Origin of the sequence: Streptomyces sp. ASQP_92 (genome assembly GCF_025399895.1) — a bacterium.
Classification (GTDB): Bacteria; Actinomycetota; Actinomycetes; order Streptomycetales; family Streptomycetaceae; genus Streptomyces.
This window is the reverse complement of record NZ_JAODUA010000012.1, coordinates 202,992-224,621: the sequence shown is the minus strand read 5'-3', so window position 1 is coordinate 224,621 and position 21,630 is coordinate 202,992. Positions and strand designations below refer to the sequence as shown.

Genomic DNA, 21,630 nt, shown 5'->3' with positions numbered 1-21,630 from the left:
GCGTGGGCCGCCCGCCCGCGGCCGTACCCTGGAGGCATGAGCACCGCCCCCACCCCCGGACCGCACGACCCGGCAGCAGCGCCCGACGAGCCGGTCGAGAAGCAGGCCGAGCAGCAGCGCGAGGAGGCCGTGCGGCCGAAGCCCGAGGCGAAAGCGAAGCCGCGGCTGGTCTTCGACGATCCGCTGGACCAGCAGTCGGCGGACGACACCGACCGCGGGTGGGGCGAGCGTCCCGCGTCCGCCGACAGCGCCGGGGATTTGGCCCGCTTCCTCGACGAGAAGCCGCCCCACCACATCTGAGCCGTACGCGACAGCGCTAGAACCCCGCGGGACCCGCGCCGGTGCCGGGGCCAGAGCCCATGCCGGGACCCGATCCCAGACCGGGGCCGGAGCCCGTGCCCGGGCCGCGCTGGGTGACGAGGAGGTCGCGGATCTCCTTGAGCACCTCCAGCTCGCTGACCTCCATCGTCTCGCGCACCCCCTCCTTGGCCTTGTCGTGCGCGGCCCGCCTCGCCAGGATCTTGGCCATGGGCAGCACCATCAGGAAGTACACGACGGCCGCGGTGATGAGGAAGCTCAGCAGGGCGCTGAGCACCCCGCCCCAGAGGATCTGGATGCCCGAGTCGGCCCTGCAGGGACCCTTGAGGCAGGAGCTGTAGCTCTCCAGGTCCTTCGTGCCGAACGCGCCGACCAGCGGGTTGATCACGCCCTTCACGACCGAGTTCACGATGTTGGTGAACGCGGCACCGATCACCACGGCGACGGCCAGGTCGATCACATTTCCGCGCATCAAGAAGGCCTTGAAGCCGGCCATCACACCTGTCTTGTCCTCGCTCACCAATGAGCCTTTCTTCGCATGTGCAGGGGACGGAGCGAACTCCTGCGCCACCTTGGACAGGACGGGGACGCGCTGTCCAATCCGGGCACGCGAACTGATGACTTGACCGTCCCTGCGTGCGAATCAACACAGGGTCACCGCGAGCCGTGCGGAGGAACCCGCGCCGACCAGCGTCCGGGCGGTCTCGCGCGGCACGGCGAGGACGACGAGCGCTCCCGCCTCCGGCGACGCGTCGCGTGGCCCCGGAACTCCCGTGACCCTGGCGCCCGTTGCCAGCACGCGCGCCTCACCGGTGCCCGCCGTGGGCGAGTTGGCGGACGCGATTACGTCGACCCGGTCGCCGGGCCTCAGCAGCCGCACGGTTTCCGCGTCCGCGATCCGTACCGGCGCCGACACCATCGCGGACTCCCGCGCGGGTGGCCGTTCGTGCGGCGCGGGGGGCACGGCCGGGTGCGTACGTTCGGCCGCCTGCGGGCTGGAGACCGCGAGGGCGGCAGCCGTGACGGCGAGCCCGGCGGCCACCGCCCGCCGTCGCCTGCGCATCGCGCGGCGCAGCCCGTGCCGTCCACCGCGCACCCGCAGCGGAGGGAAGAACGGCACCCCGCCCGGCTCGGGTGCGGGCACGGGAGGCAGATAGGGGAGCGGGCGAGGAGCGGGGGAAGCCGCGGAGGCGGCGGGGCGTGCGGACATGGTGACCACTACCGATCGTGGAGTGCCTGTGCTGCTCGGACGCTCCTCACGATCCCCTGCCCCGAGGGATTTCGCCGGGGCCTGTGGAGGACGGCCCGGATGTGGATAACTCGCTCACCCGGAAGGGGTGTTCAGCCCCCCATCAGCTCTTTTCCGGCCCCCGGGTCGATCCCCCCGGCCGTCCCCGGGTCGATCACCCGGCCGTCCCTGGGCGATCCCCCGTCGCCCCCCGAGCGACACCCGCCGCACCCTCCGCCGCCCTCACGGCAGTTCGATACCCAGGTCCCAGCCCTCGTGCGCGTGGCCGCACAGGCAGTCGCGGTCCTCGGTGGACGGAAGGGCCTCGACCGCGTCGAAGAGCACCTCGCGCAGGCGCGCCACGTTCTGGCCGAACACCTTCAGGACCTCGGTGTGCGAGACGCCCTCGCCCGTCTCGGCGCCCGCGTCCAGGTCGGTGACCAGGGTCAACGAGGTGTAGCAGAGCCCGAGTTCGCGGGCGAGTACGGCCTCGGGGTGGCCCGTCATGCCGACCACGGAACCGCCCATCGCCGCGTGCCACCGCGACTCGGCGCGGGTGGAGAAGCGGGGGCCCTCGATGACGACCATCGTGCCGCCGTCCACGGCCGGCCAGCCGCGCCCGTCGGCCGCGGCCAGGGCGACCTTGCGGCCGTTGGGGCAGTACGGGTCGGCGAACGTGGTGTGCACGACGTTGGGGATGGTGCCGTCGGGCAGGGGCAGCCCGTCGAAGTAGGTCTGGGCGCGTGCCTTCGTACGGTCCACCAGCTGGTCGGGGACGAGCAGGGTGCCCGGCCCGTACTCCGGGCGCAGGCCGCCCACCGCGCACGGGCCGAGCACCTGGCGCACCCCCACCGACCGCAGTGCCCACAGGTTGGCGCGGTAGTTGATGCGGTGCGGGGGCAGGTGGTGGCCGCGGCCGTGGCGGGGCAGGAAGGCGACCCGCCGGCCGGCGAGCTCGCCGAGGAAGAGGGAATCGCTGGGGGAGCCGTACGGGGTGTCCACCTGGATCTCGGTGACGTCCTCCAGAAAGGAGTAGAACCCCGAGCCGCCGATGACGCCGATCTCTGCGTTAACCATGGCGGTCACACTAACCGTGGCCGCCAACGCCAGAGCCCCCGCCGTGGGGACGACGGGGGCTCTGCGCGAGGCTGGGTCAGGCGGCCGGGCTGGCGCTCGACGAGGACGAGCCGGAGCTCGACGCCGAGGCGGCCGGCTTGGACTCCGAGGCCGATGATGTCTTCGGTGTCGACGAGGACGTCGACGCGGGCGAACTGCTCGACGACGATCCGCGGCTGTCGTTGCGGTAGAAGCCGGAGCCCTTGAAAACGATGCCGACCGCCGAGAACACCTTCTTCAGGCGTCCGTCGCAGTTCGGGCATACGGTCAGGGCGTCATCGGTGAACTTCTGCACCGCCTCGAGGCCCTCGCCGCACTCGGTGCACTGGTACTGGTAGGTCGGCACTTGTCTTCCTCCTGGCACTCTCACTCGATGAGTGCTAACGACGGTCCATAGTGACGTATTCCCCGGAATCAGTCCACCGTGACGGGAACACGGTGACCGACGCCACGCGCCACGGTACGTGCCGCCGGGCGCGGGCTGAGCCGCGAACGCAGCGCCAGCAGGGTCACCAGGGCCAGTGCGGTGCCGCCCATCGGCACCAGGAACCCGGCGGTCGAACCGTGGGCGTCGGTCAGCCGGCCGGCGACGGTGACGGCCGCCGCCTGGCCGAGGGCGACCGCGCCGGTCAGCCAGGTGAAGGCCTCGGTGCGGGAGGTCGCCGGGACCAGCGACTCGACCAGCGTGTAGCCGGTGATCAGGGCCGGGGCGATGCACAGGCCGACGAGCAGGCCGAGGCCGCCGAGCAGCAGCGCGGAGTGCGCCGCCCACAGTCCGGAGGCCGCCAGGGTCAGCGCGGCGTAGCCGGCGATCAGCCGGGTGCGGGGCGCGGACTTCCAGGCGATGGCGCCGCAGGCGATGCCCGCCAGCATGTTTCCGGCGGCGAAGATGCCGTAGAGGACGCCGTTGATGCCGGGGTTGCCGATCTCTTCCGCGAAGGCGGTGAGCGAAACCTGCATGCCGCCGAAGACCGCGCCGATGCCGAGGAAGGCCATCGCCAGGACGCGTACGCCCGGGATGGACAGCGCGGAGGTGTGCTCGGCCTGCTCCAGTTCGGCGGCGCTGCGCACCGGCGGCTGGGTGGTGCGCCGGGCGGCGAACAGCAGGCCGCCGATCAGGGTTAGCGACGCTTCGGCGATCAGGCCGGCCGCCGGGTGCACGCCGGTGCACAGGGCGGTGGCGAGGACCGGGCCGATGACGAAGGTGAACTCGTCGGTCACGGACTCGAAGGCGGCGGCGGTCGCCATCAGGGGCGAGCCGTCCAGCTTGTGCGCCCAGCGGGCCCGCACCATGGGGCCGACCTGCGGGACGGAGGCGCCGGTGGGCACGGCGGCGATGAACAGCGCCCACAGGGGCGCGCCGGCCAGCGCGAGCGCGGTCAGCGTCGACACCGAGGCCGCGTGCACCAGGACGCCGGGCACCAGGACGGCGCGCTGGCCGAAGCGGTCGGCGAGCTTGCCGCTCTGCGGGGCGAACAGGGCCATGGACACGCCGGTGAAGGCGGCCACGGCGCCGGCGCCGCCGTACGAGCCGGTGGTGTGCTGCACGAGGAGCAGGATGCCGATGGTGAGCATCGCGAAGGGCTGCCGGGCGGCGAAGCCGGGCAGGAGGAAGGACAGTGCGCCGGGTGTGCGCAGAAGCTGCCCGTAACCGGGCCGCTTGTCAGAAGTGACCGTGGATGCCACGGCCCCTTGCCTTTCTGCCGCCTGGTAGCGCGCCCCATGCACAGATCTGTGGGTGCGGGCGTTGCCGAGAGCTGTCCTCTTGCGCGGAACTGCGGTAGATGCCGGGGGCTACTGCGGGGAGCTCCCGACCGCCATACGGTCGCGCCAGCTCTGCGTCAGGCAGAGTTGGTCGATCAGTGGTGTGCCTTCATGGTACAGAGTTTTGGCACTCCGTGCCTGTGAATCCGCACGGAGTGCCAACTTTCGTCCTGTGTTTATGTGGCCGTCATGTGGTTTGACGAGGGATGACGCGGCTCAATGTGACGTTCGCCTGGGCTTCGCCCGCTGCGCGGACCCGCCGGTGCCGCCTGTGCCCAGCCAGCCGGCGAGCTTGCCGCCCTGGCCGACCGCGCGCAGCCGGGACTCGGCGGCGTCGCGCACCGGATCGGTGGCGACCACCAGGAGTTCGTCCCCGTGGCGCAGCACCGTGGTGGGCCCGGGTACGAAGCTGGTGCCCTCGCGCACCACCAGGGTGACGGCGGCGCCGGGCGGCAGCCTCAGCTCGTGCACCTCGACGCCGTGCATCCGCGAGGTGGGCGGGATCGCCACGGACAGCAGATGGCCGCGCAGCCGCTCCAGGGGTGCCGATTCGACGCCGAGGTCGGCGGCCTCGTCGGCGTCCGAGAGCTGGAGCTTGCGGGCCAGCCACGGCAGCGTCGGCCCCTGGACCAGGGTGTAGACGACGACCAGGATGAAGACGATGTTGAAGACCCGCTCGCTGCCGTCGATCCCGGAGACCATGGGGATCGTGGCCAGGATGATCGGTACGGCGCCGCGCAGGCCCGCCCACGACATCAGGGCCTTCTCCTGCCAGGGCAGTCGGAACGGCAGCAGGCTGAGCAGTACTTCCAGCGGTCGCGCCACCATCGTCAGGACGAGGCCGATGATCACGGCCGGCCAGAAGTCGGCGGCCAGGTTGTGCGGGGTGACCAGCAGGCCGAGCAGGACGAACATGCCGATCTGGGCGATCCAGCCGAGCCCGTCCGCGAAGCCCCGGGTGGCCGGCCAGTGCGGCAGCTTGGCGTTGCCGAGCATCATGGCGGCGAGATAGACCGCGAGGAAGCCGGAGCCGTGGGCCATCGCGCCGGCCGCGTAGGCGGACACGGCGATCGCCATCACCGCGATCGGGTAGAGGCCGGAGGCGGGAAGCGCCACATGGCGCAGTCCGAAGGAGCCGAGCCAGCCCACCGCGAGTCCGATGGAGGCGCCGATGGCCAGCTCCAGGGCTATCTTGCCGACCAGCAGGTACCAGGAGTCGACGGGGCCCGGTGTGGAGAAGGCGACGACCAGGATCACCACGGGGGCGTCGTTGAAGCCGGACTCGGCCTCCAGGACGCCGGTGATGCGCGAGGGCAGGGGCACCTTGCGCAGCACGGAGAAGACGGCCGCGGCGTCCGTGGAGGACACCACCGCGCCGATGATCAGTGCCTGACGCCACTCCAGGCCCACCAGATAGTGCGCGCCCGCCGCGGTGACGCCCACGCTCACCGCGACGCCGACGAGCGACAGCATCACGGCCGCCGGCAGGGCCGGCCTGATCTCCTTCCACTTGGTGCCCAGGCCGCCCTCGGCCAGGATCACCACCAGTGCGGCATAGCCGATCACCTGCGTCAGTTCGGCGTCGTTGAACGTGACGTTGAAGATGCCGTCCTGCCCGATCGCGACACCGATGCCGAGATACAGGAGCAGGCTGGGGAGCCCGCTGCGCGAGGAGATGCGCACCGCCGCGACGGCGATGAGCAGGACGAGCGAGCAGATGAGCAGGAGTTCGTTGAGCTGGTGGACAGTCAGTGGCCGATCCTTCCCCTCAGGCGCCGCCGGGCACCCCATGAAAATCGTGCATCCCCAGGCGCCTTGTGCGCATCCCGGGACACCTCGGGCATGCCAAGCGAAAGGTTTCGGCACTCCAAGGTACTTCGTTACCTTACCTAATCTTTGACGCTTTCTTTACGCGCGGGCCCCGGTGTGCGGGCCCCCCGCGGGCGAACGCGGACACCGCGTCAGGGGCTGTCAGCGGCTGCGCCTATGGTTGCTCCCAGCACTCCTGGACCACCCTGCCCCTCGAAGGACAGCGATGCCCGCCACCACAACCGCCCCTTCCGCCGGTACGACGGCCGGCAAGACGAGCAGGAAGAGGGGACGCCGCCTTCGGCTGTTCGTCCTCGTCCTGGTGCTGGCGCTGGTCGCGGGCGTCGCCTACGGCGCGTACTGGGGAGTGAGCACCGTGCGCGCCTCCTTCCCGCAGACCACCGGCACCCTCAAGCTCCCCGGCCTCACGGGCGAGGTGGAGGTCAAGCGCGACGACTACGGCGTCCCGCAGATCTACGCGGGCAGCGACGCGGACCTCTTCATGGCCCAGGGCTATGTCCAGGCCCAGGACCGCTTCTGGGAGATGGACGTCCGCCGTCATCTGACCTCGGGCCGGCTCTCGGAGATGTTCGGCAGCGGCCAGGTCGACACCGACGCCTTCCTGCGCACCCTGGGCTGGCGCAAGGTCGCGCAGCAGGAGTACGACACCCAGCTGTCGCCCGCCACGAAGAAGTACCTCCAGGCGTACTCGGCGGGGGTGAACGCGTACCTCAAGGGCAAGGACGGCAAGGACATCTCCGTCGAGTACGCGGCGCTCGGCTTCACCAACGACTACGCGCCGGAGTCCTGGTCGCCGGTCGACTCGGTGGCCTGGCTCAAGGCGATGGCCTGGGACCTGCGCGGCAACATGCAGGACGAGATCGACCGTTCCCTGATGACGAGCCGGCTCAGCCCGCAGCAGATCAAGGACCTGTACCCGGCGTATCCCTCCGCCACCCACCGCCCCATCGTCGACCAGGGCTCGTACAACAAGGCCACCGGGAAGTTCGACCCGCAGCGCGCCGCCACGGGCTCCGACGGGGCCGCGGGAAGCGCCCAGGACGCGCTCCAGGGGATGCAGAGCCAGCTCTCGGCGCTGTCCGACACCCTCGACAAGATCCCCTCGCTGCTCGGCCCCAACGGCAGCGGCATCGGCTCCAACTCCTGGGTGGTGTCGGGCAAGTACACGACGACCGGGATGCCGCTGCTCGCCAACGACCCGCACCTGGCGCCGATGATGCCCTCGCTCTGGTACCAGATGGGCCTGCACTGCCGGACGCTCTCCAGCACGTGCTCCTACGACGTGGCGGGCTACACCTTCTCCGGCATGCCCGGCGTGATCATCGGCCACAACCAGGACGTGTCCTGGGGATTCACCAACCTCGGCGCCGACGTGACGGACCTGTACCTGGAGAAGATCTCCGGGTCCAGCTACCTCTACGACAACCAGGAGAAGCCCCTCGCCACCCGCGAGGAGCTCATCAAGGTGGCCGGCGGCCCCAACAAGACCATCACCATCCGCGAGACCAACAACGGCCCGCTGGTCTCCGACCGCAACGACGAGATGGCGAAGGTGGGCCAGAAGGCCCCCGTCGACACCGCGGCCCCCGACCGGGGCGCCGGCTACGCGGTCGCCCTGAAGTGGACGGCGCTGGAACCCGGCAAGTCCATGGACGCCGTCTTCGAGCTCGACAAGGCCACCGACTTCAAGTCCTTCCGGGCCGCCGCCAAGGACTTCGAGGTCCCCTCGCAGAACCTCATCTACGCCGACACCAAGGGCAACATCGGCTACCAGGCGCCCGGAAGGATCCCGGTGCGCGCCGACGGCGTCGACGGCACCCTGCCCGCCCCCGGCTGGGACTCGAAGTACACGTGGAAGAAGGGCTCCATCCCCTTCGACGCGCTGCCCTACGAGTACAACCCCAAGCGCGGCTTCATCGTCACCGCCAACCAGGCCGTGATCGACGAGAAGAAGTACCCGTACCTGCTCACCAAGGACTGGGGCTACGGCACCCGCAGCCAGCGGATCAACGACCTCATCGAGTCGAAGACCAAGGGCGGCGGGAAGATCTCCACCGAGGACATGCAGAAGATGCAGATGGACAACAGCAGCGAGATCGCCGCGCTCCTGACGCCCGCCCTGCTGAAGATCGACGTGCCCGACCCGTCGGTGCGCGAGGCGCAGAAGCTCCTGGAGGGCTGGGACTACACCCAGGAGAACGACTCGGCGGCCGCCGCCTACTTCAACGCGGTGTGGCGCAACGTCCTGAAGCTGGCCTTCGGCAACAAGCTCCCCAAGGAGCTGCGGCCCAAGGGGGAGTGCCTGTACGTGACTCCGCCGGCCGGCACCGGTCCCGTCGACGACCCCGACAAGAAGGTCTGGGAGTGCGGCGAGCGCGACGGCGACTCGGCGCAGCCCGACGGCGGTGACCGCTGGTTCGAGGTCGTGCGCAAGATCTTCAACGACCAGAACAACACCTGGTGGAAGGCGCCGGGCACGCGTCTCGACAAGGCCACCACGACCCGTGACCAGCTCCTGGCGCGGGCCATGAAGGACGCCCGCTGGGAGCTGACCGCCAAGCTCGGCAAGGACACCACGAGCTGGACGTGGGGCCGGCTGCACCAGCTGATGCTGAAGAACCAGACCCTCGGCACCGAGGGCCCGGGCTTCCTGCAGTACGTCCTCAACCGCGGCCCGTGGAACCTCGGCGGCGGCGAGGCCGCCGTCGACGCGACCGGCTGGAACGCGGCGAGCGGCGACTACGGCGTCACCTGGGTGCCCTCGATGCGGATGGTCGTCAACCTCAAGGACTTCGACAAGTCCAAGTGGATCAACCTCACCGGGGCCTCGGGCCACGCCTACAGCGCGCACTACTCGGACCAGACCGAGAAGTGGGCCAAGGGCGAGCTGGTGGACTGGTCGTTCAGCGGCCGGGCGGTGGACGGCTCGACGGTCGACACCCTCAAGCTCACGCCGTAGGCGCGGCCCTCACACGGCGAAGCGCGTCACCCCGTGAGGGGTGACGACCGCTTGCACGGGGTGGTCGTGCGGTTCCTCCGGGACCCGCGCGACCACCTCGTTCGCGTACAGGAGCACCACCAGGGCGGGCTCGGCCCCCGCCGCCCGGAGGCGGGCCAGCACCCGGTCGTAGGAGCCGCCGCCCCGGCCGAGCCGCATGCCGCGCCCGTCCACGGCCAGACCCGGCAGCAGCACCGCGTCGGCGGCCGTCACGGCCTGCGGGCCCAGGCGCTCACCGTCGGGTTCCAGCAGGCCGCGCCCGGCCGGAACCAGTCGCTCGGGGCTCACATAGGGGGCCCAGTCCAGGTCGTTGTCCGGGAGCAGCACCGGCAGCAGCACCCGTACGCCCCGGGCGTGCAGCAAGTGGACCAGGGCGCGGGTGCCGGGCTCGCTGCCCACCGAGAGGTAGGCGGCCACCGTGCCGGCCGTCGCGAGTTCGGGCAGCGCCAGCGCCTGGTCGGCGAGGGCCAGGGACGTGGCGCGCAGCTCGTCGTCCGTGAGCTGCTTCCTGGCGTCGAGAAGCCTGCGCCGCAAGAGGGCCTTTTCGGACATCTGGTGACTCACGGTCTGTCTGTAATCCCCTCAAATGCGCGGGTAAGAGAGCGAATTCACCGGAGAACAATCATCCGCACATACCCAGCGGATAGGGTGCCCGCATGACTCAGTCGCCCCCACGGATCACCAAGGCTGTCATCCCCGCGGCCGGGCTCGGCACCCGGTTCCTTCCGGCTACGAAGGCCACCCCGAAGGAAATGCTGCCGGTGGTGGACAAGCCGGCCATCCAGTACGTGGTGGAGGAGGCGGTGGCGGCGGGCCTGTCGGACGTCCTCATGGTGACCGGACGCAACAAGCGTCCCCTGGAGGACCACTTCGACCGCAACTACGAGCTGGAGTCGGCGCTGACCCGCAAGGGCGACGCCGACCGGCTCGCCAAGGTGCAGCAGTCCAGCGACCTGGCGACCATGCACTACGTACGCCAGGGGGACCCGCGGGGCCTGGGCCACGCGGTGCTGTGCGCGGCCCCGCACGTGGGCAGCCAGCCCTTCGCGGTGCTCCTCGGCGACGACCTGATCGACGCCCGCGACCAGTTGCTCTCGCGGATGGTGGAGATCCAGGAGCACGAGGGCGGCAGCGTGATCGCGCTCATGGAGGTCGATCCCGGGCAGGTCCACCTCTACGGCTGCGCGGCCGTCGAAACCACCGCCGAGAGTGATGTCGTGCGCGTCACCGGGCTCGTCGAGAAGCCCGAGCCGGCCGAGGCGCCCTCCAACCTCGCGGTCATCGGCCGCTACGTCCTGGACCCGGCCGTCTTCGACGTGCTGCGCACCACCCGGCCCGGCCGGGGCGGCGAGATCCAGCTCACCGACGCCCTCCAGCAGATGGCCGCCGACGAGTCGATCGGCGGCCCGGTGCACGGCGTCGTCTTCAAGGGCCGCCGCTATGACACCGGTGACCGCGGAGACTATCTGCGGGCCATTGTCAGACTGGCGTGCGAACGTGAAGACCTGGGCCCCGACTTCAAGGCCTGGCTTCGCCGGTACGTCACCGAGGAGATGTAGCACGCGTGAGCAACACGATCTGGTCGGTCGACGAGCACCTGGACGACATCCTCGCCGCGGTCAGGCCGCTCGAACCCATCGACCTGCAACTGCCCGACGCCCAGGGCTGCGTCCTGGTCGAGGACGTCACGGTGGCCATCGCCCTGCCGCCCTTCGACAACAGCTCGATGGACGGATACGCGGTGCGCGTCGCCGATGTGGCGGGCGCCAGCGAGGAGTTCCCCGCGGTGCTCACCGTCATCGGTGACGTCGCCGCGGGCAGCGGCGAGCTGCCCACCGTGGGCCCCGGCCAGGCCGCCCGGATCATGACCGGCGCCCCGCTGCCCCCCGGCGCCGAGGCCGTCGTCCCCGTGGAGTGGACCGACGGCGGGGCCGGCCAGGGCGCCGCCACCACCATGCGCCCGGCGGGAGACGCCCCCGAAGGGGCGAGCGGCCAGGTGCGGGTGCACCGCGCCGCCGAGGCCCGCGCCCACGTCCGCGCGCGCGGCAGCGACGTCCAGGTCGGCGATCTCGCCCTGCGCGCCGGCACCGTGCTCGGCCCGCCCCAGATCGGCCTGCTGGCCGCCATCGGCCGCGGCACCGTCCGGGTGCGGCCGCGCCCGCGGGTGGTGGTGCTCTCCACCGGAAGCGAACTGGTGCAGCCCGGCGAGGAGTTGAGGGAGGGTCAGATCTACGACTCCAACAGCTTCGCGCTGGCCGCCGCCGCCCGGGACGCGGGCGCCATCGCCTACCGGGTCGGCGCCGTCACCGACGACGCGGCGGTGCTGCGCGACACCATCGAGGACCAGCTCATCCGCGCCGACCTGCTGGTCACCACCGGCGGGGTCAGCGTCGGCGCGTACGACGTCGTCAAGGAGGCGCTGTCCTTCGCCGGCGACGAGGACGAGCCGGGCAGCGGCGTCGACTTCCGCAAGCTCAAGATGCAGCCGGGCAAACCGCAGGGCTTCGGCTCGATCGGCCCGGAACACACCCCGCTCCTTGCCCTGCCCGGCAACCCGGTCTCCTCCTACGTCTCCTTCGAGCTGTTCGTGCGCCCCGCGATCCGCACCCTGATGGGCCTCGCCGACGTCCACCGGCCCACCGCCCGCGCCGTCCTCAAGAGCGGCAAGGCGCTGAGCTCGCCCGCGGAGCGGCGCCAGTTCCTGCGCGGCCGCTACGACGCCGAGGCGGGCACCGTCAGCCCCGTCGGCGGCGCGGGATCGCATCTGATCGCCGCGCTCGCGCTCGCCGACTGCCTCATCGTGATCCCCGAGGAGACCACCTCGGCGGAGCCCGACAGCGAGGTGGACGTGGTCCTGCTCGGCTGAGTGGCGGCCGGTGGGGGTACGGTGTCTGCCCACAGAAGCCGTACCGGGAGCGCCACCGAATGAGTACGACGCACAGCAGGCTCACGCACCTCGACGAGGCGGGCGCGGCCCGCATGGTCGATGTGTCCGAGAAGGACGTCACCGCCCGCACCGCCCGCGCGAGCGGCCGCGTGCTCGTCTCGCCGCGTGTGGTGGAACTCCTGCGGGGCGAGGGCGTGCCCAAGGGCGACGCGCTGGCCACCGCCCGCATCGCCGGGATCATGGGCGCCAAGCGCACCCCCGACCTGATCCCGCTGTGCCACCCGCTCGCGGTCTCCGGCGTGCAGCTGGACCTGGCGGTCACCGACGACGCGGTGGAGATCCTCGCGACGGTGAAGACCACCGACCGCACGGGCGTCGAGATGGAGGCGCTGACCGCCGTGTCGGTGGCCGCCCTCACCGTCGTCGACATGGTCAAGGCCGTCGACAAGGCCGCCGTCATCACCGACGTACGGGTCGAGGAGAAGACCGGCGGAAAGTCCGGCCACTGGAACCGGCCGACGGAGGCCGGAGCATGACGGCCCCTCAGCCGGACCCCGCGAACGTCCCGCGCCGGCCGGGCCCGCAGGACGCGACCCCGTTCCCGGCGAGCGGCGAAGGCCTCGGCGAAGCGCTGCTCGCGCCGTACGCGGCCCTCGTCGTCACGGCCTCCAACCGGGCGTCCGCCGGGGTGTACGCGGACACCGGCGGGCCGCTGCTCGCCGAGGGCCTCGCCTCGATCGGCTTCACCGTGGACGGGCCGCTCGTGGTGCCCGACGGCGACCCCGTCGGGCAGGCGTTGCGCGCCGGGGCGGCCGCCGGCTACGACGTGATCGTCACCACCGGCGGCACCGGCCTCTCGCCCACCGACCGCACCCCCGAGGTCACCCGCGCCGTCCTCGACTACGACGTGCCCGGCATCCCCGAGGCGATCCGCGCCGAGGGCCTGGCCAAGGTCCCCACCGCCGCCCTCTCGCGGGGCCTGGCCGGGGTGGCCGGCACCACGTTGATCGTCAACCTGCCGGGCTCCGCCGGCGGCGTACGCGACGGACTCGCCGTCCTGGAGCGGATCCTGCGGCACGCCGTGGACCAGATCCGCGGCGGCGACCACCCCAGACCCGCGGGGAGCACGAGCTGAACGTTCCTTCCTGGCCGGTCGAGCTCGCGGAGGGCGATGTGGTCCTGCGCCCCATAAAGCTGCGCGACCAACGGGCCTGGCGCGACGTCAACCGGCGCAACCGGGACTGGCTGCGGCCCTGGGAGGCGACGATCCCGCCGCCCGCGCCCGGCGCGCCCTTCGCCCAGCGGCCCACCTACCGCCAGATGGTCCGCCATCTGCGGGCCGAGGCCAACGCGGGCCGCATGCTGCCGTTCGTCATCGAGTACCAGGGGCATCTGGTCGGCCAGTTGACCGTCGCCGGGATCACCTGGGGCTCCATGTGCTCGGGCCACGTCGGGTACTGGGTGGACCGGGAGGTGGCGGGGCGGGGCGTGATGCCGACGGCCGTCGCGCTCGCCGTCGACCACTGCTTCCGCGCGGTCGGCCTGCACCGCATGGAGGTGTGCATTCGCCCCGAGAACGGGCCGAGCCGCCGGGTGGTGGAAAAGCTCGGTTTCCGCGAGGAGGGGCTGCGCCCGCGCTATCTCCACATCGACGGCGCCTGGCGCGATCATCTCGTGTACGCGCTGACCGCCGAGGAAGTCCCCGAGGGGCTGCTCGCCCGGTGGCGCCGGGCTCGCCAGTCCCATCACGGTAAATAAAATAAATGTTCGAATTCGATCGGGATCCGGTCCCGTCGTTTCGTCGAACGATCTGAGAAATCACAAAAAAAGCCGGTGATATCAGCCAGATCGTGCGACACACCGGCTCAATTGGCGTATCCCCGCGCGCCCCGGCCTCTACGGTGTGGTGTGTGAGCAGCAGCGGCCTCATCTACGCAGTCATCGTCGGGGCCTGGGCCGCCTACTTGGTGCCGATGTGGCTCCGCAGGCAGGACGAGCTCAATGAGGCCCGTCCGACGGAACGCTTCAGCACCGCCATCCGGCTGCTGTCCGGACGGTCGGCCATGGAGCGCCGGTACGCCAAGGAGCTGCGCCAGCGGGCCATCGAGGAGGCAGCGCCCCAGGCGGAACCCGGGACCCCTCCGGACGCCCCGACCGAACCCCTCGTCACCGCGGGGGAGTCCGTCGGCGCTCCGGACGCCGTGGTGCCCCCGGCGCGTTCCCCGCGCCCCGCGCGCCCGCAGTCGCGTCCCGACCACCCCGACCACCCCGAACGGCCGCGTCCGGCCACCACCGCATCGGCGGAGCGCGCCCGGCGCGCGCAGCGCAGCGCGGTGCTCGCCAGGCGCCGGCGCACCACGGTCGTCCTCTTCCTCGCCTTCACCCTTGGCGCGGTCGTGGCGGCGGTCGGCGGGCTCGGCTTCCTGTGGGCGCCGGCCGTTCCGGCCGCGCTGCTGAGCGCGTACATCGTGCATCTGCGGATCCAGGAGCGGCGGCGCTTCGCCTTCACCATGGACCGCCGCCGAGCGGAGTTCGCCGCCCAGCGGCTGCGCGAGAGCCGGCCCCGCCCGCGGGCGACCGCGCCGGGCGTCGAGAGCGACGACGAGACGGACTCCCACCACCCCGCGCCCGTGCCCGCGCCCGCGCCCGCCCCCGCGCTCTCCCCCCAGGAGGCCGGGCGGCGCGCGCTGGTCGAGCAGACCGACCACCAGGAGTGGGTCGACCAGCAGCGCGAGCGGGGCCCCGCGCGCGGCGCCAGTTGGGAGCCGGTACCGGTCCCGCTGCCCACCTACGTCACCGCGCCGGTCGCCCCGCGCGCCACCGGCAGCATCGACCTGGGCGCCCCGGACACCTGGTCCTCGGCCCGCTCCTCGACGGCCGACCCCACCCCGCCCCCGCCCACCGCCGACCCGCCCCCCAGGCAGCGCTCGGGCCCAAGTCGCCACCGCACCCCGCTCTTCGACCAGTACGCGGACGACGACCGCCCCCGGGCCGCCAACGAATGACCCCTCTCACGCTGACCAGGGCGGAACGGATTTCCAACCACTCCCTTCCGGGTGCTAAGGTTTCACTCGTTGCAAGGGCCTGTGGCGCAGTCCGGTAGCGCACCTCGTTCGCATCGAGGGGGTCAGGGGTTCGAATCCCCTCAGGTCCACAACAGGTCAGAGCCCCAGTCGGAGAAATCCGACTGGGGCTCTTTCCGTGCGTGCGGGGCCGGCCCGGAACCCGGAAGGGGTTCGGGGGCGGCCGGACGCCGGCCCTCGCGGGGTTCAGGAATCCTGGAGCGGCTTGGCGAAGCAGCGGCTGGAGTCGTAGGTGCGGTAGTGGCCGAACTTTTCGCAGGGCTCGTAGCCGGCCGAGGTGTACAGGGTGATGGCCTCGGGCTGCTTGTCGCCGGTCTCCAGGACCATGCGGGTGCGGCCGGCCGCGCGGGCGTCGGCCTCCAGCATCGACAGGATGCGCCGGGCCAGACCCAGCCCCCGGGCCTCGGGGACCACGTACATGCGCTTCAACTCGGCGTCGCCGTCGCGGTAGTTCTCCTCGTTGGCGTCCTGGCCGCGCCAGCCGCCGGTGGCCACCGGGCGCTCCTCGGCGTCGTACGCGAGCAGGTACAGGCCGCGCGGGGGTATGAACATCGAGGCGTCCAGGGGTGTGGCATCGCCCTCGTCCCCGTACCGCTCGGCGTATTCGAGCTGGACCTGGTCGTTGAGTTTGACGGCGTCGGGGTGATCGTAACCGAGGCGACGGATAATCATGCGGAATAGCGTACTTCTATGCGTGCGGGGCGGGGCGTCCGGGTCGGTAGGGTGCCGGGATGCTCACTGTTACCTCTGTGAATGTAAACGGGCTGCGGGCGGCCGCCAAGAAGGGCTTCGTGGAGTGGCTCGCGGGCACCGGGGCCGACGTGGTCTGCCTGCAAGAAGTGCGGGCCGAGCCGCACCAGCTCCCCGCCGGGGCCGGGGCGCCCGAGGGCTGGTTCGCCGCGCACGCGCCGGCCGCCGCCAAGGGCCGGGCCGGTGTGTCCCTGCTCACCCGGCGCGAGCCGGACCGGGTGAGGATCGGGTTCGGGAGCGAGGAGTTCGACGGCTCGGGACGGTACATCGAGGCGGACCTGCCCGGTGTGACCGTGGCCTCCCTGTATCTGCCCTCCGGCGAGGTCGGCACCGAGCGGCAGGACGAGAAGATCCGCTTCATGGCGGAGTTCCTGGAGTACCTCAAGGGGCTCAGGGAGCGGGCCGCCGCCGACGGGCGCGAGGTCGTGGTGTGCGGCGACTGGAACATCGCCCACCAGGAGGCCGACCTCAAGAACTGGAAGGGCAACAAGAAGAACTCCGGCTTCCTGCCCGAGGAGCGGGAGTGGATGACCCGGGTCTTCGACGCCGCCCACGGCGGGTACGTCGACGTCATGCGCGCCCTGCACCCGGACGTCGAGGGCCCGTACTCGTGGTGGTCCTACCGCGGCCGCGCCTTCGACAACGACACGGGCTGGCGCATCGACTACCAGGTCACCACGCCGCGCCTCGCCGAGCGCGCCGTCAAGGGCTTCGTTGAGCGGGCCGCGACGCACGGCGAGCGGTGGAGCGACCACGCGCCCGTGACGGTGGTGTACGACCTGTAGGCCGGGGGTTCTGAGGCCGGGGGTTCTGAGGGCAGGGGTGGTCCTGAGGCCGGGGGTTCTGAGGCCGGCGGAACGGGCTCGCCGGGTCCGTCAGGGCGCCCGTGCTGTGATGTCGCGGTTCACTCGCCACGGGGCTCCTGGGTCAGCCGTCGGTCCAGGGCCAGGGACAGTTCCGCGTCCACCACCGCCTTGGCCAGCGGGCGCAGGGCGTCCGGGTTCTCGGCGGAGGTGTGGGTGCGCAGCAGATCGGTGAAGAGGTCGGCCAACGCCTCGGCGTGGTCGCGTACTTCGCGGCCGGCGGCCAGCACCGCGGCCAGCGGGACGCCCTTGCGGACCAGGGACGCCGAGACCTCCAGGAGGCGGCGGCTGATGTGGACGATCTCCTCGCCCGACACCGTGACGTAGCCCAGCTCCAGGGCGGCCGCCAGGTTCTCCGGGGTGACCTCGCCCGCGAAGTGGTCCGCCAGCGCCTCCGGGGTCAGGCGGACCGGGGTCTCCTCGGTGGGCTCGACCAGGCCGAGCGCCTCGCCCGCGTCGCGGCCCGACTCGAAGGCCGAGGTCAGGTCGGCGATGCCGGACAGGGTGTGGCCGCGCTCAAGGAGCGCCGAGATCGTCCGCAACCGGGCCAGGTGGTGGTCGTCGTACCAGGCGATGCGGCCCTCACGGCGCGGCGGCGGGATCAGTTGGCGCTCGCGGTAGAAGCGCAGGGTGCGTTCGGTGATGCCGGCCTTCCGGGCCAGCTCCGCCACGCGGTACTCCGGTCCGGGGGCCTGGGCCGGGGGGAGGGGTTCGCCGGACGTGCCGGGCGGTCCGGGCGACGGGCGGCTCTCGCCGGCGCCGGTACGGGTGCCGGTATGTGCCTTCCCCGTGCGTCCCTTCCCCGTGCGTCCCTTAGCCGTGCGATCCCCGCGCGCACCCTGACTTGCCTGGTCTTCTGCCACCGCCTCAGCCTATGCGGTGCCCGGCGGGTTGTACCGGCGGTAACTTTCCCCGCCGCACCCCCTACCGCTCGGTATGTGACTGCTCTACCCTCCCAACAGTGCCAGTGATTGCTGGCAACATTGTGGGACCGACCGTGGAGGCGGTGGCATGGCCCAGCACGAGCATGTACGTGTGGCGGTGATCGGGTCGGGGTTCGGCGGGCTCGGGGCGGCGGTCCGGCTGCGCCGCGAGGGGATCACCGACTTCGTCGTCCTGGAACGGGCCGGCTCCGTCGGCGGCACCTGGCGCGACAACAGCTACCCGGGGTGCGCCTGCGACGTCCCCTCGCACCTGTACTCCTTCTCCTTCGCGCCCAACCCCGACTGGCCCCGTACCTTCTCCGGCCAGGAGCACATCCGCGCCTACCTCGACCACGTCGCCGACACCTTCCGGCTGCGCCCGCACATCCGCCTCGACCACGAGGTGACGATGATGCGCTGGGACGCCGAGCGGCTGTGGTGGGAGATCGACGTCGCCAACGGCACGACCCTGACCGCGGACGTCGTCGTCTCCGCCACGGGCCCGCTCTCCGACCCCAAGATGCCGGAGATACCCGGGCTCGACGGCTTCCCCGGCAAGGTGTTCCACTCCGCCCGCTGGGACCACGACTACGACCTGCGCGGCAAGCGCGTCGCCGTGGTGGGCACCGGTGCCTCGGCGATCCAGATCGTGCCCGCCATCCAGCCCGAGGTCGGGCGCCTGACCCTGTTCCAGCGGACGCCGCCCTGGGTCATGCCGCGCATGGACCGCGCGATCTCCGGGGCCGAGCGCTGGCTGCACCGCCAGGTGCCCTTCACCGGGGCGGCGCGGCGCGGACTCCTGTGGGGCATAAGGGAGTTGCAGGTCAGCGCGTTCACCAAGCGGCCCAATGAGCTCGGCCTCGTCGAGTCCGTCGCCAAGGCGAACATGGCCCGCGCGATCAAGGACCCGGCCCTGCGCGCCAAGCTGACCCCCGACTACCGGATCGGCTGCAAGCGCATCCTGCTGTCCAGCTCGTACTATCCGGCGCTCGCGAAGGACAACGTCGACGTCGTCGCCTCCGGGCTCACCGAGGTGCGCGGCTCCACCGTGGTGGCGGCCGACGGCACGGAGAGCGAGGTCGACGCGATCATCTTCGGCACCGGGTTCCATGTCACCGACATGCCGATCGCCGACCGTGTCGTCGGCGCCGAGGGGCACACCCTCGCCGAGTCGTGGAAGGACGGGATGCAGTCGCTGCGCGGCGCGACCGCGGCCGGATTCCCCAACTGGATGACCATCATCGGGCCCAACACCGGCCTCGGGAACTCCTCCATGATCTTGATGATCGAGTCCCAGCTCACCTATCTGGCCGACTACCTGCGCCAGTTGAACGTCCTGGGCGGCCGGGTCGCGCTCACCCCCCGGCCCTCAGCCGTCGGCGCCTGGAACCGGCGGGTGCAGGAGCGCATGAAGCGGACCGTGTGGAACACCGGCGGCTGCACCAGCTGGTACCTCGACGCCAACGGCCGCAACACCACCGTCTGGCCGGGCACCACCGGTGAGTTCCGCCGCGCGACACGGGAGGTGGACCTCGGCGAGTACGAGGTCGTCCGCGCCCGGGCGGCCGAGTCCGGAGCCGGGTCCGGGTCCGGGTCCGTGGCCGTGCGGGACGCCGCGGGCGAGCACGAGGCGGTGTCCGCGTGAGCCCCTCCCGAACCCGAGCCGGAGCCGGAGGCGGCCCGCGCGGGTCGTACGCGCCGCAGCCCGTCGCCACGCGCGAGGTGAGCGCCCGCTCCGCCGACGGCACCGTCCTGCACGTCGAGGTGCACGGGCCCGAGGGCGCGCCCGCCGTCGTCCTCGCGCACGGCTGGACCTGCTCCACCGCGTTCTGGGCCGCCCAGATCCGGGCGCTCGCCGGACCGTGCCGGGTCATCGCCTACGACCAGCGCGGACACGGGCGTACGCCCGCCGCCGAGGTCTGCTCCACCGAGGTGCTCGCCGACGACCTCGAAGCGGTGCTCGCGGCGACCCTCGCGCCGGGCGAACGGGCCGTGCTCGTCGGGCACTCCATGGGCGGCATGACGCTGATGGCCGCCGCCGGGCGCCCCGGTCTGCGCGAGCACGCGGCCGCCGTCCTGCTGTGCAGCACCGGCGCCGGGGAACTCGTGGCCCAGTCGCTGGTGCTGCCGCTGCGGGCCGGCCGGGTACGGACCGGGCTCACCCGGCGCGTCCTCGGATCGGGCGCGCCGCTGGGGCCGGTCACTCCACTCGCCAAGAAGGTCCTGCGGTACGCCACGATGGGCCCCGGGGCGGCGCCGGACAAGGTCGAGACGTGCGCCCGGATCGTGCACGCCTGCCCGCGCGGGGTGCGCCAGGCCTGGTCCCATGTACTGGCCGAGCTCGAACTCGGCCTTCTGGTACGGGAGTTGAGGGTGCCCACCGTGGTGGTGGCGGGCAGCGCGGACCGGCTCACGCCGCCCGTGCACGCACGGCGGATCGCGGCCGAGCTGCCCGACTGCCGTTCGCTCGACATCCTGACCGGCATCGGGCACATGACGCCCATCGAGGCGCCCGAATTCATCACCGAGAAGATCCGCGCGCTGGTGGCCGAGCATCTCGCCGCCCCGGCCGCCATGGACGCAGTCGACACCGAGGAGCGTGCCGTATGAGCAGGGTCGGTCTGGAAGGACAGGTCGCGGTCGTCACGGGAGCGGCCCGGGGTGTGGGCGAACTCCTCGCCCGCAAGCTGTCGGCGCGCGGCGCCAAGGTCGCGCTCGTCGGGCTCGAACCCGACGAACTGAAGCGGGTCGCCGCGCGGCTGCACACCGAGGCCGAGTCCTGGCACGCCGACGTCACCGACCACGAGGCGATGGCACGGGTCGCCGTCGAGGTCAAGGAGCGGTTCGGGAAGGTCGACCTCGTCGTCGCCAACGCGGGGGTCGCCTCCGGCGGGCCGTTCGTCGACTCCGACCCCGCCGCCTGGCGCCGGGTCATCGAGGTCAACCTCATCGGCGGGGCCGTCACCGCGCGGGCCTTCCTGCCCGTGCTGATGGAGTCGCGCGGCTACTTCCTCCAGATCGCCTCGCTCGCGGCGATCACCCCGGCGCCGATGATGACGGCGTACTGCGCCTCCAAGTCCGGGGTCGAGGCGTTCGCGCACAGCCTGCGGGCGGAGGTCGGCTACAAGGGGGTGCGGGTCGGGGTCGGGTATCTGTCGTGGACCGACACGGACATGGTGCGGGGGGCGGACCAGGACGAGGTCATGCGCGAGCTGCGGTCGCGGCTGCCGTGGCCGTCGAACCGGACGTATCCGCTCGGGCCCGCGGTCGACCGGATCGTCGCCGGGATCGAGCGGCGGTCCTCGCATGTGTACGCGCAGTGGTGGTTGCGGGGGATGCAGTCCGTGCGGGGTTATCTGCCGGGGGTGATCGCGGGGGTGGGGCAGCGGGAGATGCGGCGGTTCGAGCCGCGGCTTTCCTCTGTGGGGCGGGGGTTGGTCGGGGCGGGCGGGGCGGCCGACGAAGCCTCCCGAGCCCCCTCCTCCCCCCACCCGTAACCCCGGGGGCCCCTGGGGGGTCTGCCCACCCACCCGCCCGTGCAGCGGGTTGGATGGCTCCGGGCCCCCTGGGGCTCCGCCCCAGACCCCGGGGGTTTGCCCACCCACCCGCCCGTGACGGGGGTTGGATGGCCCGGCCCCTGGGGCTCCGCCCCAGACCCCGGGCGGGGGCTCCGCCCCCTGCACCCCCGCTCGCGCCTGAACGGCGCTCGTCCTCAATCGCCGGACGGGCTGAAGGTGCCCCAGCACCGAGTAGTTGAGGGGCGCGGAAAGCTGCGCGAGAAGCGCCCACGGCCCGCAGGTTCAAGAGGGTTTCAGGGGCGCGGGGAACTGCGCGCAGAGCGAGCACGGCCCGCAGGTTCGAGCGGGTTTA

At 71.9% G+C, this 21,630-nt stretch carries 21 protein-coding genes and 1 tRNA gene; 13 read left to right on the top strand and 9 right to left on the bottom strand.

Annotated elements, in window-relative coordinates:
* Positions 1-36 precede the first annotated feature (36 nt).
* Positions 37-300, top strand: a complete 264-nt coding sequence (locus N4G70_RS24385) for a hypothetical protein (protein WP_261714834.1) — start codon at positions 37-39, stop codon at positions 298-300.
* 16 nt (positions 301-316) lie between these two features.
* Here the strand turns inward: N4G70_RS24385 and mscL are convergent, their stop codons facing one another.
* The 6 genes from mscL to N4G70_RS24355 form a co-directional block, all read right to left on the bottom strand.
* Complete coding sequence (gene mscL, locus N4G70_RS24380) at positions 317-838, bottom strand: large conductance mechanosensitive channel protein MscL (protein WP_261714833.1); 522 nt, start codon at positions 836-838, stop codon at positions 317-319.
* Between the two features lie 123 nt (positions 839-961).
* Positions 962-1,528: an RcpC/CpaB family pilus assembly protein gene (locus N4G70_RS24375; protein ID WP_261714832.1), complete on the bottom strand. Its 567-nt coding sequence runs from the start codon at positions 1,526-1,528 to the stop codon at positions 962-964.
* Positions 1,529-1,789: 261 nt separating this feature from the next.
* Positions 1,790-2,623, bottom strand: a complete 834-nt coding sequence (locus tag N4G70_RS24370; protein ID WP_261714831.1) for an S-methyl-5'-thioadenosine phosphorylase — start codon at positions 2,621-2,623, stop codon at positions 1,790-1,792.
* A 76-nt stretch (positions 2,624-2,699) separates the two neighbouring features.
* Positions 2,700-3,008, bottom strand: a complete 309-nt coding sequence (locus N4G70_RS24365; RefSeq protein ID WP_261714830.1) for an FmdB family zinc ribbon protein — start codon at positions 3,006-3,008, stop codon at positions 2,700-2,702.
* Between the two features lie 68 nt (positions 3,009-3,076).
* Positions 3,077-4,348, bottom strand: coding sequence for an MFS transporter (locus N4G70_RS24360; RefSeq protein WP_261714829.1), 1,272 nt, complete (start codon positions 4,346-4,348; stop codon positions 3,077-3,079).
* Between the two features lie 294 nt (positions 4,349-4,642).
* On the bottom strand, positions 4,643-6,217 hold the full coding sequence (locus N4G70_RS24355) for a potassium/proton antiporter (RefSeq protein ID WP_261714828.1): 1,575 nt from the start codon (positions 6,215-6,217) through the stop codon (positions 4,643-4,645).
* Between the two features lie 244 nt (positions 6,218-6,461).
* Between N4G70_RS24355 and N4G70_RS24350 the strand changes: the two genes are divergently transcribed.
* Positions 6,462-9,215, top strand: coding sequence for a penicillin acylase family protein (locus tag N4G70_RS24350; RefSeq protein WP_261714827.1), 2,754 nt, complete (start codon positions 6,462-6,464; stop codon positions 9,213-9,215).
* Positions 9,216-9,224: 9 nt separating this feature from the next.
* On the opposite strand, the gene N4G70_RS24345 is transcribed toward N4G70_RS24350, so the two are convergent.
* Positions 9,225-9,806, bottom strand: a complete 582-nt coding sequence (locus N4G70_RS24345; protein WP_261714866.1) for a 5-formyltetrahydrofolate cyclo-ligase — start codon at positions 9,804-9,806, stop codon at positions 9,225-9,227.
* A gap of 104 nt (positions 9,807-9,910) precedes the next feature.
* Between N4G70_RS24345 and galU the strand changes: the two genes are divergently transcribed.
* The 7 genes from galU to N4G70_RS24310 all read left to right on the top strand — a co-directional run bounded on the left by galU (position 9,911) and on the right by N4G70_RS24310 (position 15,295).
* Complete coding sequence (gene galU, locus N4G70_RS24340; protein WP_261714826.1) at positions 9,911-10,813, top strand: UTP--glucose-1-phosphate uridylyltransferase GalU; 903 nt, start codon at positions 9,911-9,913, stop codon at positions 10,811-10,813.
* 5 nt (positions 10,814-10,818) lie between these two features.
* The gene (glp, locus tag N4G70_RS24335; RefSeq protein ID WP_261714825.1) at positions 10,819-12,120 is read left to right on the top strand and encodes a gephyrin-like molybdotransferase Glp; all 1,302 of its coding nucleotides are present in this window, start codon (positions 10,819-10,821) and stop codon (positions 12,118-12,120) included.
* A gap of 59 nt (positions 12,121-12,179) precedes the next feature.
* Positions 12,180-12,677: a cyclic pyranopterin monophosphate synthase MoaC gene (gene moaC / locus N4G70_RS24330; protein WP_261714824.1), complete on the top strand. Its 498-nt coding sequence runs from the start codon at positions 12,180-12,182 to the stop codon at positions 12,675-12,677.
* On the top strand, positions 12,674-13,276 hold the full coding sequence (locus tag N4G70_RS24325; protein WP_261714823.1) for a molybdenum cofactor biosynthesis protein B: 603 nt from the start codon (positions 12,674-12,676) through the stop codon (positions 13,274-13,276). Before moaC ends, N4G70_RS24325 begins: the two co-directional genes overlap by 4 nt.
* Positions 13,273-13,899: a GNAT family N-acetyltransferase gene (locus N4G70_RS24320; protein WP_261714865.1), complete on the top strand. Its 627-nt coding sequence runs from the start codon at positions 13,273-13,275 to the stop codon at positions 13,897-13,899. The genes N4G70_RS24325 and N4G70_RS24320 overlap by 4 nt, the downstream gene beginning before the upstream one ends.
* Positions 13,900-14,051: 152 nt before the next feature.
* Positions 14,052-15,146, top strand: a complete 1,095-nt coding sequence (gene glpR, locus N4G70_RS24315) for a gephyrin-like molybdotransferase receptor GlpR (protein ID WP_261714822.1) — start codon at positions 14,052-14,054, stop codon at positions 15,144-15,146.
* Positions 15,147-15,221: 75 nt separating this feature from the next.
* Positions 15,222-15,295 (top strand) — tRNA-Ala (locus tag N4G70_RS24310).
* Positions 15,296-15,410: 115 nt separating this feature from the next.
* On the opposite strand, the gene N4G70_RS24305 is transcribed toward N4G70_RS24310, so the two are convergent.
* Positions 15,411-15,896: a GNAT family N-acetyltransferase gene (locus tag N4G70_RS24305; RefSeq protein WP_261714821.1), complete on the bottom strand. Its 486-nt coding sequence runs from the start codon at positions 15,894-15,896 to the stop codon at positions 15,411-15,413.
* 59 nt (positions 15,897-15,955) lie between these two features.
* Here N4G70_RS24305 and N4G70_RS24300 point away from each other — a divergent pair, with 59 nt between their 5' ends.
* Positions 15,956-16,759, top strand: a complete 804-nt coding sequence (locus N4G70_RS24300; protein WP_261714820.1) for an exodeoxyribonuclease III — start codon at positions 15,956-15,958, stop codon at positions 16,757-16,759.
* Positions 16,760-16,878: 119 nt separating this feature from the next.
* On the opposite strand, the gene N4G70_RS24295 is transcribed toward N4G70_RS24300, so the two are convergent.
* Positions 16,879-17,508: a MerR family transcriptional regulator gene (locus tag N4G70_RS24295; RefSeq protein WP_261714819.1), complete on the bottom strand. Its 630-nt coding sequence runs from the start codon at positions 17,506-17,508 to the stop codon at positions 16,879-16,881.
* A gap of 340 nt (positions 17,509-17,848) precedes the next feature.
* Here N4G70_RS24295 and N4G70_RS24290 point away from each other — a divergent pair, with 340 nt between their 5' ends.
* Genes N4G70_RS24290 through N4G70_RS24280 form a run of 3 tightly spaced genes read left to right on the top strand, consistent with a single transcriptional unit; the run spans position 17,849 to position 21,257 of the window.
* Entirely contained in the window at positions 17,849-19,405 is a 1,557-nt protein-coding gene (locus tag N4G70_RS24290) for an NAD(P)/FAD-dependent oxidoreductase (RefSeq protein ID WP_261714818.1), read from the top strand.
* Complete coding sequence (locus N4G70_RS24285) at positions 19,402-20,370, top strand: alpha/beta fold hydrolase (protein WP_261714817.1); 969 nt, start codon at positions 19,402-19,404, stop codon at positions 20,368-20,370. Before N4G70_RS24290 ends, N4G70_RS24285 begins: the two co-directional genes overlap by 4 nt.
* Positions 20,367-21,257: an SDR family oxidoreductase gene (locus N4G70_RS24280; RefSeq protein ID WP_261714816.1), complete on the top strand. Its 891-nt coding sequence runs from the start codon at positions 20,367-20,369 to the stop codon at positions 21,255-21,257. The genes N4G70_RS24285 and N4G70_RS24280 overlap by 4 nt, the downstream gene beginning before the upstream one ends.
* Positions 21,258-21,630 lie beyond the last annotated feature (373 nt).

What these genes read in the sequence shown, in the direction of transcription:
- N4G70_RS24385 (WP_261714834.1), top strand. Translation starts at nt 37, where the DNA reads ATGAGCACCGCCCCCACCCCCGGACCGCACGACCCGGCAGCAGCGCCC.
- N4G70_RS24375 (WP_261714832.1), bottom strand. Translation starts at nt 1,528, where the DNA reads ATGTCCGCACGCCCCGCCGCCTCCGCGGCTTCCCCCGCTCCTCGCCCG.
- N4G70_RS24370 (WP_261714831.1), bottom strand. Translation starts at nt 2,623, where the DNA reads ATGGTTAACGCAGAGATCGGCGTCATCGGCGGCTCGGGGTTCTACTCC.
- N4G70_RS24355 (WP_261714828.1), bottom strand. Translation starts at nt 6,217, where the DNA reads ATGGGGTGCCCGGCGGCGCCTGAGGGGAAGGATCGGCCACTGACTGTC.
- N4G70_RS24350 (WP_261714827.1), top strand. Translation starts at nt 6,462, where the DNA reads ATGCCCGCCACCACAACCGCCCCTTCCGCCGGTACGACGGCCGGCAAG.
- N4G70_RS24345 (WP_261714866.1), bottom strand. Translation starts at nt 9,806, where the DNA reads ATGTCCGAAAAGGCCCTCTTGCGGCGCAGGCTTCTCGACGCCAGGAAG.
- galU (WP_261714826.1), top strand. Translation starts at nt 9,911, where the DNA reads ATGACTCAGTCGCCCCCACGGATCACCAAGGCTGTCATCCCCGCGGCC.
- moaC (WP_261714824.1), top strand. Translation starts at nt 12,180, where the DNA reads ATGAGTACGACGCACAGCAGGCTCACGCACCTCGACGAGGCGGGCGCG.
- N4G70_RS24325 (WP_261714823.1), top strand. Translation starts at nt 12,674, where the DNA reads ATGACGGCCCCTCAGCCGGACCCCGCGAACGTCCCGCGCCGGCCGGGC.
- N4G70_RS24305 (WP_261714821.1), bottom strand. Translation starts at nt 15,896, where the DNA reads ATGATTATCCGTCGCCTCGGTTACGATCACCCCGACGCCGTCAAACTC.
- N4G70_RS24300 (WP_261714820.1), top strand. Translation starts at nt 15,956, where the DNA reads ATGCTCACTGTTACCTCTGTGAATGTAAACGGGCTGCGGGCGGCCGCC.
- N4G70_RS24290 (WP_261714818.1), top strand. Translation starts at nt 17,849, where the DNA reads ATGGCCCAGCACGAGCATGTACGTGTGGCGGTGATCGGGTCGGGGTTC.
- N4G70_RS24280 (WP_261714816.1), top strand. Translation starts at nt 20,367, where the DNA reads ATGAGCAGGGTCGGTCTGGAAGGACAGGTCGCGGTCGTCACGGGAGCG.